The 13,604-nt window shown below is 72.6% G+C and carries 11 protein-coding genes and 1 riboswitch; of the genes, 4 read left to right on the plus strand and 7 right to left on the minus strand.

Annotated elements, in window-relative coordinates; translation table 11 throughout:
• Nucleotides 1-93: 93 nt before the first annotated feature.
• A complete protein-coding gene (locus OHT51_RS08285; RefSeq protein WP_328884272.1) occupies nucleotides 94-1,506 on the minus strand; it encodes a phytoene desaturase family protein in 1,413 nt (470 codons plus the stop codon).
• 97 nt (nucleotides 1,507-1,603) lie between these two features.
• Here OHT51_RS08285 and OHT51_RS08290 point away from each other — a divergent pair, with 97 nt between their 5' ends.
• The gene (locus OHT51_RS08290) at nucleotides 1,604-2,209 is read left to right on the plus strand and encodes a hypothetical protein (protein WP_328878253.1); all 606 of its coding nucleotides are present in this window, start codon (nucleotides 1,604-1,606) and stop codon (nucleotides 2,207-2,209) included.
• Here the strand turns inward: OHT51_RS08290 and OHT51_RS08295 are convergent.
• The 6 genes from OHT51_RS08295 to OHT51_RS08320 form a co-directional block, all read right to left on the minus strand.
• Nucleotides 2,145-2,990 (minus strand): inositol monophosphatase family protein, encoded by an 846-nt coding sequence (locus OHT51_RS08295; RefSeq protein ID WP_328878254.1) that lies wholly within the window; start codon nucleotides 2,988-2,990, stop codon nucleotides 2,145-2,147. The genes OHT51_RS08290 and OHT51_RS08295 overlap by 65 nt on opposite strands.
• A 93-nt stretch (nucleotides 2,991-3,083) precedes the next feature.
• The gene (locus OHT51_RS08300; protein ID WP_328878255.1) at nucleotides 3,084-4,910 is read right to left on the minus strand and encodes a gamma-glutamyltransferase family protein; all 1,827 of its coding nucleotides are present in this window, start codon (nucleotides 4,908-4,910) and stop codon (nucleotides 3,084-3,086) included.
• Between the two features lie 129 nt (nucleotides 4,911-5,039).
• Nucleotides 5,040-5,399 (minus strand): (2Fe-2S) ferredoxin domain-containing protein, encoded by a 360-nt coding sequence (locus tag OHT51_RS08305; RefSeq protein WP_328878256.1) that lies wholly within the window; start codon nucleotides 5,397-5,399, stop codon nucleotides 5,040-5,042.
• Nucleotide 5,400: 1 nt separating this feature from the next.
• Entirely contained in the window at nucleotides 5,401-6,183 is a 783-nt protein-coding gene (locus OHT51_RS08310; RefSeq protein ID WP_328878257.1) for an ABC transporter ATP-binding protein, read from the minus strand.
• Nucleotides 6,180-7,196, minus strand: a complete 1,017-nt coding sequence (locus OHT51_RS08315) for a FecCD family ABC transporter permease (protein ID WP_328878258.1) — start codon at nucleotides 7,194-7,196, stop codon at nucleotides 6,180-6,182. Before OHT51_RS08315 ends, OHT51_RS08310 begins: the two co-directional genes overlap by 4 nt.
• Nucleotides 7,193-8,254, minus strand: coding sequence for an ABC transporter substrate-binding protein (locus OHT51_RS08320; protein WP_328878259.1), 1,062 nt, complete (start codon nucleotides 8,252-8,254; stop codon nucleotides 7,193-7,195). Before OHT51_RS08320 ends, OHT51_RS08315 begins: the two co-directional genes overlap by 4 nt.
• A gap of 60 nt (nucleotides 8,255-8,314) precedes the next feature.
• Nucleotides 8,315-8,495: riboswitch (cobalamin riboswitch) on the minus strand.
• Between the two features lie 141 nt (nucleotides 8,496-8,636).
• Here OHT51_RS08320 and OHT51_RS08325 point away from each other — a divergent pair.
• From OHT51_RS08325 to meaB, 3 genes are read left to right on the plus strand one after another with little or no spacing between them, the layout of a single operon-like run.
• Nucleotides 8,637-10,439 carry a methylmalonyl-CoA mutase subunit beta gene (locus OHT51_RS08325; RefSeq protein ID WP_328878260.1) on the plus strand — a complete coding sequence of 601 codons (1,803 nt, stop codon included), beginning with the start codon at nucleotides 8,637-8,639 and terminating at the stop codon, nucleotides 10,437-10,439.
• A complete protein-coding gene (scpA, locus tag OHT51_RS08330) occupies nucleotides 10,439-12,613 on the plus strand; it encodes a methylmalonyl-CoA mutase (protein WP_328878261.1) in 2,175 nt (724 codons plus the stop codon). Before OHT51_RS08325 ends, scpA begins: the two co-directional genes overlap by 1 nt.
• On the plus strand, nucleotides 12,610-13,602 hold the full coding sequence (gene meaB / locus OHT51_RS08335; protein WP_328878262.1) for a methylmalonyl Co-A mutase-associated GTPase MeaB: 993 nt from the start codon (nucleotides 12,610-12,612) through the stop codon (nucleotides 13,600-13,602). Before scpA ends, meaB begins: the two co-directional genes overlap by 4 nt.
• Nucleotides 13,603-13,604: the final 2 nt, after the last annotated feature.

Genomic DNA, 13,604 nt, shown 5'->3' on the forward strand with positions numbered 1-13,604 from the left:
CCCCGGTAAGAGAAGTGACAAAGAGAACACGGATTTCTCTTACCGCACGGCCCCAACTACCGGTAAAGGTGGGTCGTTTGAGCAGGCTCGGCCTCAGGGCTCCTGGCGCAGCCGCCGCCACACCGCCTTGGCCGCGTTGTGCCCGGACATGCCGTGCACGCCGGGACCGGGCGGGGTGGCCGACGAGCAGATGAAGACCGCCGGGTGCGGGGTGCGGTAGGGGAAGAGCGACAGCTTGGGCCGAAGCAGGAGTTGGAGTCCGGAGGCCGCGCCGGAGCCGATGTCGCCGCCGATGTAGTTGGCGTTGCGGGCGACGAGTTCGGCCGGGCCCGCCGTCGCGCGGGCGAGGACGCGGTCGCGGAACCCCGGGGCGTAGCGCTCCAGTTGACGTTCGAGGGCGTCCGTGAGGTCTCCGGTCCAGCCGTTCGGCACGTGCCCGTACGCCCAGAAGACCTGCTTGCCCGCGGGGGCCCGGGTGGGGTCGACGACACCGGGCTGCACCGTGATCATGAACGGCTTGCCGGGTGCCCGGCCCTCCCGGGACGCGGCGCGCAGCGCGGTGGCAATCTCCGCGCTGCTCCCGCCGATCTGCACGGTGCCCGCGCGGCGGGCGTCCGACGACGTCCACGGCACCGGGCCGTCCAGCGCGTAGTCGATCTTGAAGACGCCGGGGCCGTAGCGGAAGCCCTCGTAGTAGCGGCCGAAGCCGGCGATGCGGGCCAGTGCGGTGGGCGAGGTGTCGAAGACGTACGCCCGCGCGGGCGGCAGATCGTCGAGCCGCTTGACCTCGTAGTCGGTGTGGACGGTGCCGCCGAGGTCCTTGAGATAGGCCGTGAGGGCGTCGGAGATGGACTGGGAGCCGCCGCGGGCCACGGGCCAGCCGCGGGCGTGCGCGGCGAGGGCGAAGACCAGGCCGATGGCGCCGGTGGCGAAGCCGCCCAGTGGCGCCATGACGTGCGCGACGAGGCCGGCGAACAGGGTCCTGGCCCGCTCGTCGCGGAAGCGCCGCATCAGCCACGTCGACGGCGGCAGCCCGACCAGGCCGAACCTGGCGAGCGTCACCGGGTCCCGGGGGAGCGCGGTGAGGGGCAGGGACATGAAGTCGCGGGCAAGGGTGTCCCACTTGCTCAGGAACGGATCCACCAGCCTGCGGTACGTGCCCGCGTCGCGCGGGCCGAAGGAGGCGGCGGTCTCGGCGACCGACCGGGCCAGCACGGCCGCGGTGCCGTCGGCGAAGGGGTGGGCCATGGGCAGCTCGGCGTGCAGCCACTCGAGGCCGTAGCGGTCGAGCGGCATGGTCCGGAACACGGGCGAGTTGATTCCGAGGGGGTGCGCGGCGGAGCACGGGTCGTGCCGGAAGCCGGGGAGGGTCAGCTCCTCGGTGCGGGCTCCTCCGCCGACCGTGTCACGCGCCTCGAACACGGCCACGGAAAAGCCGCGACGGGCCAGCTCCACGGCAGCGGTCAGTCCGTTCGGCCCCGCACCCACCACGACCGCATCGAGCATCGACGGCACCTTCGGACTCCTTCGTCAGCCGATGGCCATTGAGGGTCAGGATATGCCGGGCCACTGACAGCCTCAGGGCACGGGTAAGGTCCGCCGGGTGACGCGCCGCTTTCTCATCCACGTGCCCGAGGACGATGTCCGGCACTGGTTCGAGGTAGGGGCCACGGGCCGGGTGGTGCGGCAGATGTCGTTCCGGGGGCACGCCTCGCTGCCGGTGGTCGCCGTCGAGGCCGCCGAGCTCGCCATGGCCCGGCAGACGTGCGGGGACTGGGGCGTTCGGCTGTACGAGGTCGTGTACGGGGTGCCGGCGCGAGAACCGGTCGTGGAGCCGCCGGACGCACGGCCGGTGGACCGTCGGGAGTTCGACCTCGCGTGGGGCCGCGCCCGGTCCCACCGCCAGTGCGAGGTGCGGCACGACAGCGGTCCCCTGCCCGTCGGCACGCGCCTGACCGGCACCTTCACCAGGTCACCCTGGGGGCCCGGGGTGACGGGCGTGTTCGTCGACGTGGGTCTGCCCGCCCTGGGCTTCGTGGACGCCGCGGTGCTCCTGGAAGCGGGGTGCCAGTGGCCCGGGGACGGCACACGCGCGGAGTTCGAGGTGGTCGACCTGCGTGTCGGCGGCCGCTCCCACCCGCAGATCAGGCTCCGCCCGACAGCAGTTCCACCACCCGCCGAGCCGTGGCCGCGTCCCGGGCCGTCGTGAACGGCAGATCGTTGCCGCCCGTGATGCGGAACGGCTCGCCCGTGCGGGTCAGGTGGGCGCCGCCGGCCTCCTCGACGAGGAGGATGCCCGCCGCGTGGTCCCAGGCGGCCTCCCAGCTGAACGCGGTCGCGCCCAACTCGCCCCGGGCGACGGCGAGATACTCCAGCCCCGCCGAACCGCAGGCGCGGGGCTGTACGCCCTCAGTCCACAGGCCGAGCAACGCCTGCTTCTGCTCGTCGGTCGTGTAGTCCGGGTGGGACGTGGCCACCCGCAGGTCACGGCCGGGATCCGGCGCGCCGGACTGCAGTCGCCCGCCGTCCAGGAAGGCGCCCTTGCCCCTTACCGCCGTGGCCAGTTGGTCGCGGGCCGGGGCGTAGGTCCAGGAGGCGAGCAGGACGCCGTGCCGGGCGAGCGCGACCAGGGTGCAGAAGCCGTCGTCCCCGTGCACGAACTGGCGGGTGCCGTCGACGGGGTCGACGATCCAGACCGGGGCGTCGCCGCATATCGCGTCGTACGACGCGGGGTTCGCGTGCACCGCCTCCTCGCCGACCACGACCGAGCCGGGCAGGAGTGCGCCGAGCGCCTCGGTGAGGTACTGCTCGGCGAGCCGGTCGGCGTCGGTCACCAGGTCGTGCGGTCCGCTCTTCTGGTCGACCTCGTGTGCGGCGAGCTGCCGGAAGCGGGGCATGATCTCGGCCGCGGCCGCCTTGCGGACCGCTTCTTCCACGTCTGCCGCGTGCTGTGCGAGAAACTCGTCGATGGTTTCGTTGTTTTCGATCACCCCTCCATAAGAGCACGTCCCACTGACAACCCCCGCCCGCCGAGTGGACGGCGGATGGCATGGCCGTGAACTCGTGGTGCCGATATCGGCAGGTCAGCGGCCTACCGCGTACCCCTGCATCCCCCGCGGATTCGCCGCCGCCGACAGGACACCGGTCTCCGGGTGCCTCGCGACGGCGCACAGCCGGCCCTCCGACCAGTCGTCACCGATGGTCACCGCATGACCACGCCGCCGTAGCTCCTCCACCACCCCGGCGTCCATCCGGGACTCCACCGTGACGCTCCCCGGTCGCATGCCGCGCGGGAAGAAGGAGCCGGGGAAGCTGTCGTTGTGCCAGTTCGGGGCGTCGATCGCGCCCTGGAGGTCGAGGCCGCCGCGGACCGGGGAGCGCAGGGCGACCGCGAGGAGGAAGTGCAGCTGCCACTGGTCCTGCTGGTCCCCGCCGGGCGTGCCGAAGGCCATGACGGGCACGCCGTCGCGCAGGGCGATGGAGGGCGTGAGGGTGGTGCGGGGCCGCCGGCCCGGGGTGAGCGAGTTCGGCAGGCCCTCCTCCAGCCAGGTCATCTGCAGGCGGGTGCCGAGCGGGAAGCCCAGTTCGGGCACGACGGGGTTGGACTGGAGCCAGCCGCCGCTGGGCGTGGCCGCGATCATGTTGCCCCACCGGTCGACGATGTCGAGGTGGCAGGTGTCACCGCGGGTGCCCCCGTCGGCAAAGACCTCGGGCTCGCCCGGCACCGGGGAGGTCGGCCGCTTGGCGACCGTCGGTTCCCCGCCGCCCAGCGCGTCGAGGCCGGGCCCTTCGGCCGCCGCCACGCGCGCGTGCGCGCACAGCCGCGGGGCGAGGCCGCCCGGGCTGCCGGGCCGCAGCTCGTGGGAGGCCTTCTCGCCGACCAGCTCCCGCCGGTCCGCGTTGTACCGGTCGGACAGCAGCGCGGCGAGCGGTACGTCGGCCGCGTCGCCGTACCAGGCCTCCCGGTCGGCCATGGCAAGCTTGCAGCCCTCGATCAGCAGATGGACGTACTCGGCGGACCCGTACCGGGGCAGTTCGGGCGGGAGCAGCGCGAGCTGCTGGAGGAGGACCGGGCCCTGGCTCCAGGGGCCGGCCTTGCACACGGTCCAGCCGTTCCAGTCGTACGTCGCCGGTGCCTCGTAGGTCGCGGACCAGGCGGCGAGGTCGGCGGCCGCGAGTGTGCCGGAGTGCCGCTCGCCGCTGGTGTCCATCGTGGGGCGCCGGGCCTGCCGTACGAGGGCCTCGGCGATGAAACCGGAGCGCCACACCTGCCGCGCGGCCTCGATCTGCGCGACCCGGTCCCCGGCCCCGGCGACCTCGTCGAGCAGCCGCTTCCAGGTGGCGGCCAGGGCGGGATTGCGGAACAGCTCCCCGGGCCGGGGCGCCTTGCCGTCCCGCAGGTACACGTCGGCCGACGACGGCCACTGCGTCTCGAACAGTTCCCGCACGGTCTCGACGGTCTCGCCGACCCGCTCCACGGGCGCGTGCCCGTGTTCGGCGTACCCGATGGCGTACTTGAGCACGTCGGCGAGCGGCCTGGTGCCGTGGTCCCGCAGCAGCAGCATCCAGGCGTCGAACGCGCCGGGCACGGCGGCGGCGAGCGGTCCGGTCCCGGGTACGAGGTCCAGTCCGAGCCCCCGGTAGTGCGCGACGGTCGCCCCGGCGGGCGCCACGCCCTGCCCGCACACCACCCGCACCTCGCCGTCCGCCGGGGCGATCAGGATCGGCACCTCGCCGGCCGGGCCGTTGAGATGCGGCTCGACGACGTGCAGCACGAACGCGCCCGCCACGGCGGCGTCATACGCGTTGCCGCCGCCCTCCAGTACGGCCATCGCCGACTGCGAGGCGAGCCAGTGGGTGGAGGACACCATGCCGAACGTGCCTTGGAGCGTGGGGCGGGTGGTGAACATCGGGTCTGACACCTCGCTGTCGCGCGGATCGGTCCATCCGATCTTCAGGGACTACCCGTTCGGGGTTCAACCTTCAGGCCGGGGCCGGTTCGGTGTGAGTGGTGAGTGGCCCGTGAGTGATCGTCCGATTCATCGTGCGCGCCTCGGCGGAGTGAAGGTGTAGAGGTCGAGCACGTCGGGGCAGGGTGCGACGCCGGGGCCGCCGGCCCTGACCCAGGTGATGATGTCCTCGGTGGCGTCGGAATCGTTGACGAGGCCGAGCCAGACGGGGCGGCCGCCCGCTGCGCGGCCCGCGGCGGAGGGCTGGACGACGATCACATTGGCGTGTTCGCACACGCCGAGGCAGTCGGAGATGCGCACCGGCGCGTTCTCGGCGAGTCGCGCGGTCTGCTGCGCGTGATCGACTCCGGGCACCTTCGCGGTGCCGCAGCAGCAGTCCCGGCACACCACGATCCGGCTGGGCACCGGCTGTTCCGAGGGTGTCCGCACGTCAGCACCGCCCCACGGGGCCGGCCGGGCGCAGGAAGCGGATCACCGGGTGGCCGGGGTCGTCGGTGACCTCGGCACGGACGCCGTAGACCTGCTCGATGAGCGCCGGTGTCAGCACGTCGGCCGGGGTGCCCTCGGCGACCGCACGTCCTTCGCGCAGCACGAGCAGGCGGTCGCAGTACATCGCGGCGAGGTTGAGGTCGTGCAGGGCGATCACGCTGGTGACCGGGAGGTTCGCGACGAGGGCCAGCAGGTCGAGTTGGTGCTGGATGTCGAGGTGGTTGGTGGGTTCGTCGAGCAGGAGCTCGCGGGGTTCCTGGGCGAGGGCGCGGGCGATCTGGGTGCGTTGGCGTTCGCCGCCGGAGAGGGTGTGCCAGGACTGGGCGGCCCGGTCGGTGAGGCCGGTGCGGGCGAGGGCCGCGGTGACGGCCTCGGCGTCGGCGGCCGTCGGTGGCGTCCAGGCACGGCGGTGCGGGATGCGGCCGAGGGCGACGACGTCGCGGACGGTCAGTTCGGTCTGGGTGTGGGCGTGCTGTTCGACGGTGGCGACCCGCCGGGCGGTGGCGCGGCGGCCGACCTCGGGCAGCGGGCGTCCGTCCAGGGTGACGACCCCGGCCGTGGGGGCGAGGACCCCGGCGAGGAGTCTCAACAGGGTCGACTTGCCGGAGCCGTTGGGGCCGAGCAGGCCGACGGTCTCGCCGGGAGCCAGGGTGAGGGTGACGCCGTCGACGACGACCTTGTCGGCGAGGCGCCGTACGACACGGTCCGTGCGCAGGCTGGTCATGCCGCCGTCCTCCGTCCCCGGTAGAGCACGGCGATGAAGGCCGGTACGCCGATGAGGGACGTGACGACGCCCACGGGGACCTCCTGGGGATCGAGGACGGTGCGGGCGACGGTGTCCACCCACACCAGGAAGACGGCGCCGGTCAGTGCCGTGACCGGCAGCAGACGGGCGTGGCCGGAGCCGGTGAGGGCCCGGGTGGCGTGCGGCAGGACCAGGCCGACGAAGCCGATCGCGCCGGCGCAGCTGACCAGGGCGGCGGTGAGCAAGGCGGTCGCGCAGAGCAGGACCAGCCGGGTGCGGGCGACGCGGACGCCGAGTCCGGCGGCGGCGTCGTCCCCGAAGGCGAAGGCGTCCAGGGTGCGGGCGTACCCGAGGCAGAGGGCGAGGGCCACGGCCAGTACGGCGGTGCACAGCAGGACCTGTCCCCAGTCGGCGCCGGTGAGCGAGCCCAGCAGCCAGAACAGCACGCCCCGGGTGGTCTCGGCGTCGGCGGAGGTCAGCACGATGAACGAGGTCAGCGCGGAGAACAGCTGCATGGCCGCGACCCCGGACAGCACGACCCGGTCCGTGCTGCCGCCGAGGACGTGGCTGAGCAGCAGCACCATGGCGAAGGAGAGCAGCGCGCCGAGGAAGGCGCCCGCCGACAGCGAGAGCACTCCCCCGCCGACCCCCAGCACGACCACGGCGACCGCTCCCGTGGACGCGCCGGAGGACACGCCGAGGACGAACGGATCGGCCAGCGGATTGCGCAGCAGCGACTGCATGACCGCCCCGCACACGGCGAGCCCGGCTCCGCACACCGCGGCGAGCAGCGTGCGCGGCATGCGCAGGTTCCACACGATGCCGTCCCGCAGCGGCGCCAACGTGCCCTCGCCGAGGCCGAGACGGGCGGCCACGGACGCCCACACGTCCGCCGTGGAGATGTCGGCCGGCCCGATCGTCACGGCGACGGCGACCGACGCGAGCAGCGCCGCCAGGCCGCCGAGGGTCAGCAGCGGCGTACGGACGCTCACCTGGCGGGTCCTGCGGGCCCGGCGAGCCCGAAGTCGCGCAGGCCCGCGGCGACCTTCTCGATCCCTTCGACCGTGCGGATGGACGGGTTCATCGCCTGCCCGCTGAGCAGGACGTACCGCTTCTTCTTCACGGCGGTCAGATTGCGGGTGGCGGGGTTGGTCTCCAGGAAGCGGATCTTGGCCTCGGCGGTCTCCGCGGTCTGCTGCTTGCGCGTGAGGTCTCCGATCACGAGGACGTCGGGGTCACGGTCGGCGACGGTCTCCCAGCCGATCTGGGGCCACTCGTCGTGAGTGTCGGAGAAGGCGTTGTGCGCGCCGACGGCGCGGGTGATGGCACCCGGCGCGCCGCAGCAGCCGGCGAGGTAGGGCGACTGGGAGTTGGCGAACCAGTACATGAGGGTGACATCGGAGGCGTCCAGCTGGGCGGTGGACTTGCGCACCCGCTCCTTCAGCTCGGCGACGAGCTTCTCGCCGCGGTCGGCGACGCCGAACGCGCGGGCCAGGTCGCGTATCTCGCCGTACACGGTGTCGAGGGTGAGCGGGGTGGAGCGCGAGCCGTCGCCGCCGCTGTCGTTGTCCTTGCCCGCAGAGCAGTCGGAGGGCGAGACGTAGGTGGGCACGCCCAGCGTCTCGAACTGCTCGCGGGTGGCGACGCCGCCCTTGCCGAGGGTGGAGACGAAGGAGGAGGTCACGAAGTCGGGTTCGGCCTCCAGGACCTTTTCGAAGGAGGGCGCGTTGTCCGCGAGCCGCGGCACGGAGGCGTTCGCCTTCTCCAGGCCCTTCATCACCGGGTCGGTCCAGGTCGCCGTGCCGGCCACCCGGTCGGCGAGGCCGAGGGAGAGCAGGATCTCCGTGGTGCCCTGGTTGAGGGACACGGCCCGCTTCGGGGGCGACTTCAGGGTGACCTTGTGGCCGCAGTTGTCGAGGGTGACGGGGTAGCCCGCGGCGGCGGACTTCCCGGTGTCCTCGGCGCTGCCGCTCCCCGAGCCGCCACACGCGGTGAGCAGGAGGGCGGGCGCGAGCAGCAGGGCGGCGGGACGGAGGGCAGAACGGTACACAGGCGTGCCTCGGTTGTCGGGGCTCGTACGCGGAGCCTGGCCTACGGACGTCCTCCGCGCGCGGGCGTGGAGGTGCCAGCAGGTCTTCGGACTCGGGTTCGTCCCGACGGGGCGCCTTCCCGGTCTCCCAGTGGCGTGCGTCTGTGCCCCGCCGGTCCCCCTCACCGCTGCGCGTCAGTTCCGGATTCGCACCGGATTCCCTGGCCTCGGGTGTGGCTCGACTGGCTCTCGGAGGCTATCAAGCCCAGCTCGTGGCCGGGTCGTTCGTCCGGGTTTCCGGAGGCCCGACAGGGTGCGGAGACTCAGGTCACAACCTGGAAGAGGGCAAGGTCACAGCCGTGCCCTCTGCTGCTCCTTTGATGATCTGACCTAGCATCCGAGCATGACGGTCCTGCCTGACGACGGGCTCTCGCTGGCCGCCGAGTTCCCTGACGCAACCCATGAGCAATGGCAACGCCTGGTGGAAGGCGTGCTGCGCAAGTCGGGCAAGGACGTCTCGGGCCCGGCTGCGGAAGACGCCCTGTCCACTGCGTTGGAGGACGGGCTGCGCACCCGCCCCCTCTACACCTCGCGCGAAGCCGCGCCCGATCCCGGCCTGCCCGGATTCGCCCCGTTCGTCCGCGGCGGTCGCGCCGAGGGCAGCACGGCCGGCGGCTGGGACCTGCGGCAGCGGCACACGGCGCTCACGGACGGCCTGGTGCTCGCGGACCTGGAGAACGGCGTCACCTCGCTCTGGCTGGTCCTCGGCGAGGGCGGCATCCCGGTGTCGTCGCTCGGCCGGGCCCTGGAGGGTGTCTATCTCGACCTGGCCCCCGTCGTCCTCGACGCCGGAGCCGACGTGGAGACCGCCGCGCGGGAGCTAATGCGGCAGTACGAGGAGCGGGGCGTCGCCAAGGAGGCGGCGCGCGGCAACCTCGGCGCCGACCCGCTCGGCCATGAGGCCCGTACGGGCACGTCCTCGCAGTTCGCGCCGGTCGCCACGCTGGCCCGGCAGTGCGCCGAGGAGTACCCCGGGCTGCGGGCGCTGACCGTGGACGCGCTGCCGTACCACGAGGCCGGCGGCTCGGCCGCCCAGGAGCTGGGCTCGTCGCTGGCGACCGGTGTCGCGTATCTGCGCGAGCTCACCGAGGCGGGGCTCACGGCCGAACAGGCGTGCGCCCAGCTGGAGTTCCGTTACGCGGCCACCGCCGACCAGTTCCTGACGATCGCCAAGCTGCGGGCCGCGCGCCGGCTGTGGGCGCGGGTGACCGAGGTCTGCGGGGCGCCCAGCGCTCAGGTGCAGCATGCCGTCACCTCGCCGGTGATGATGACGCGCCGGGACCCCTGGGTGAACATGCTGCGCACGACGGTCGCCACGCTGGCCGCCGGGGTCGGCGGCGCCGACGCCGTGACCGTGCTGCCCTTCGACCACGCGCTCGGCCTGCCGGACGCGTTCGCGCGGCGCATCGCCCGCAACACCTCGACCATCCTCATCGAGGAGTCGCACCTCGCCCGAGTGATCGACCCGGCGGGCGGCTCCTGGTACGTGGAGTCCCTCACCGACGAACTGGCCCGGGCGGGCTGGGCGTTCTTCCAGCGGATCGAGCAGGCCGGCGGCCAGGCGGCCGCGTTGCGCTCCGGTCAGCTGGGCCAGGACCTCGCCGAGACATGGCAGGCGCGCACCGGCAAGCTCGCCAAGCGGCGCGAACCGATCACCGGCGTCAGCGAGTTCCCGAACCTCACCGAGCCGCCCGTGGAGCGTGCGCCCGCGCCGGAGCCCCGGTCCGGCGGCCTCCCGCGGGTCCGCCGCGACGAGGCGTACGAGGCCCTGCGCGCCCGCTCCGACGCCCACCTGGCCGCCACGGGCTCCCGGCCGCGGATCTTCCTGGCCGCGCTCGGCCCGGCCGCCGCGCACACCGCACGCCTCACCTTCGCCTCGAACCTCTTCCAGGCGGGCGGCGTCGAGCCGGTCACCGAGGGCACCTTCGAGGAGAGCGGCGCCACGGAGGTGTGCCTGTGCTCCAGTGACGCCCTCTACGAGGAGCAGGCCGAGGCCGTGGCCGCCGAGTTCAGGTCGGCGGGCGCCACGCACGTGTTCCTCGCGGGCCGCCCCGGGCAGTACACCGATGTCGACAGTTACGTCTTCGCGGGCTGCGACGCGGTCGCCGTGCTGTCCGCCGCCCTCGACCGCATGGGAGTGTCCTGATGGGAATCCCCGACTTCTCCGGGATCGAGCTGGGGACCCCGGCCGCCGCGGGCGGCGCCGACGAGTGGCGCACGGCCGTCAAGCAGGCCACGGGCGGGGACGAGCCCCTGTGGGAGACCCCGGAAGGCATCGCGGTCAAGCCGCTGTACACCGGCCGTGACCTGGAGGGCCTGGACTTCCTGGGCACCTTCCCGGGCATGGCGCCGTATCTGCGCGGCCCGTACCCGACGATGTACGTCAACCAGCCCTGGACGATCCGCCAGTACGCGGGCTTCTCCACCGCCGAGGAGTCCAACGCGTTCTACCGCCGCAACCTGGCCGCCGGCCAGAAGGGTCTGTCGGTCGCCTTCGACCTGCCGACCCACCGCGGCTACGACAGCGACCACCCGCGTGTGACGGGCGACGTCGGCATGGCGGGCGTGGCGATCGACTCGATCTACGACATGCGGCAGCTCTTCGACGGCATCCCGCTGGACAGGATGACCGTGTCGATGACGATGAACGGCGCCGTGCTGCCGGTGCTGGCGCTGTACATCGTGGCGGCGGAGGAACAGGGCGTACCGCCCGAGAAGCTGGCCGGGACCATTCAGAACGACATCCTCAAGGAGTTCATGGTCCGCAACACCTACATCTATCCGCCGAAGCCGTCGATGCGGATCATCTCCGACATCTTCGCCTTCACCTCGCAGCGGATGCCGCGCTACAACTCCATCTCCATCTCCGGGTACCACATCCAGGAAGCGGGTGCCACGGCCGACCTGGAGCTGGCGTACACGCTCGCGGACGGGGTGGAGTACATCCGCGCGGGCCGTGAGGCGGGCCTGGACGTGGACGCGTTCGCGCCCCGGCTGTCGTTCTTCTGGGCGATCGGCATGAACTTCTTCATGGAGGTCGCCAAGCTGCGGGCGGCGCGGCTGCTGTGGGCGAAGCTGGTGAAGCAGTTCGACCCGCAGAACTCCAAGTCGCTCTCCCTGCGCACCCATTCGCAGACCTCGGGCTGGTCGCTGACCGCGCAGGACGTGTTCAACAACGTCACGCGCACATGTGTCGAGGCGATGGCCGCGACGCAGGGCCACACCCAGTCGCTGCACACCAACGCCCTCGACGAGGCGCTCGCGCTGCCGACCGACTTCTCGGCCCGCATCGCGCGCAACACCCAGCTGATGATCCAGCAGGAGTCGGGCACGACCCGGGTCATCGACCCGTGGGGCGGCAGCGCCTATGTGGAGAAGCTGACGTACGACCTCGCCCGCCGTGCCTGGCAGCACATCCAGGAGGTCGAGCAGGCAGGCGGCATGGCCAAGGCGATCGACGCCGGCATCCCCAAGCTGCGCATCGAGGAGGCCGCGGCCCGCACCCAGGCCCGGATCGACTCCGGACGGCAGCCGGTCATCGGCGTCAACAAGTACCGCGTCGACAGCGACGAGCAGATCGACGTGCTCAAGGTCGACAACTCCTCCGTGCGCGCCCAGCAGATCGAGAAGCTGCGGCGGCTGCGGGCGGAGCGGGACGAGACGGCCTGCCAGGACGCGCTGGACGCGCTCACCCGGGCCGCCGGCGGCGAGGGCAACCTGCTGGAGCTCGCGGTGAACGCGGCCCGCGCGAAGGCCACCGTAGGGGAGATCTCGGACGCACTGGAGAAGGTGTACGGCCGACACGCGAGCCAGATCCGTACCATCACCGGCGTGTACCGCAACGAAGCCGGGGAGTCGCCGTCCGTGGACCGCACCCGAACCCTCGTGTCCGACTTCGAGGAGGCCGAGGGCCGCCGCCCGCGCATCCTGGTCGCCAAGATGGGCCAGGACGGCCACGACCGCGGCCAGAAGGTGATCGCCACCGCCTTCGCCGACCTCGGCTTCGACGTCGACGTCGGCCCGCTGTTCCAGACCCCGGCCGAGGTGGCCCGCCAGGCCGTCGAGGCCGACGTGCACATCGTCGGGGTGTCGTCGCTGGCCGCAGGCCACCTCACCCTCGTCCCGGCGCTCAAGGAGGCGCTGGCCGAGGAGGGCCGCGAGGACATCATGATCGTGGTCGGCGGAGTGATCCCGCCGCAGGACGTCGCGACGCTGCTGGAGATGGGCGCGGCTGCGGTGTTTCCGCCCGGGACGGTGATCCCGGACGCGGCCTTCGACCTGGTGCAGCGGCTGGGTGCCGACCTCGGGCACGAGCTGTGATCGATCTCGACGCGTATGTGAAGGGTGTGCTCGACGGGAAGCGGGCGATCGTCGCACGCGCCATCACGCTCGTCGAGTCCACCCGCCCCCAGCACCGGGTGCTGGCCCAGCAGTTGCTGACCGAGCTGCTGCCGCACAGCGGGCGGGCCCGGCGGATCGGCGTCAGCGGGGTGCCGGGGGTCGGGAAGTCCACGTTCATCGACGCGTTCGGCACGATGCTCACCGCGCTCGGCCACCGGGTCGCGGTGCTGGCCGTGGACCCGTCGTCCAGTCGTACGGGCGGTTCGATCCTGGGGGACAAGACGAGGATGGAGCGGCTGTCCGTCGACCCGGCCGCGTTCATCCGCCCCTCCCCCACCGCCGGCACGCTGGGCGGGGTCGCCAAGGCCACCCGCGAGTCGATCGTGGTGATGGAGGCCGCTGGCTACGACGTGGTGCTGGTGGAGACGGTCGGGGTGGGCCAGTCCGAGACCGCGGTCGCGAACATGGTCGACTCCTTCCTGCTGCTCACCCTTGCCCGCACCGGCGACCAGCTCCAAGGCATCAAGAAGGGTGTCCTGGAGCTGGCCGACGTGCTCGCCGTCAACAAGGCGGACGGCCCCCATGAGCGCGACGCGCGGGCCGCCGCGCGCGAACTGGCGGGCGCGCTCAGGCTGATGCACGGCAAGGACGCCGCCTGGACGCCGCCCGTCCTGCACTGCAGCGGACGCGAGTCGATCGGCCTGGACGGCGTGTGGGACCGGCTCGAACAGCACCGGACCCTGCTCGACTCCACCGGCCGGCTCGCCGCCAAGCGCCGTGACCAGCAGGTCGACTGGACGTGGACCATGGTCCGCGACGAACTCCTCGGCCGCCTGCACGCCGACCCGGCGGTCCGGGCGCTCGCGCCGGCACTGGAACAGCAGGTCAGGAACGGCGAGTTGACGGCGACGCTGGCCGCCGAGCGGATCCTCGCGGCGTTCGAGGTGGCACCGTCGGGGCGGCCGTAGGG

The organism is Streptomyces sp. NBC_00299 (assembly GCF_036173045.1).
GTDB classification, from domain to species: domain Bacteria; phylum Actinomycetota; class Actinomycetes; order Streptomycetales; family Streptomycetaceae; genus Streptomyces; species Streptomyces machairae.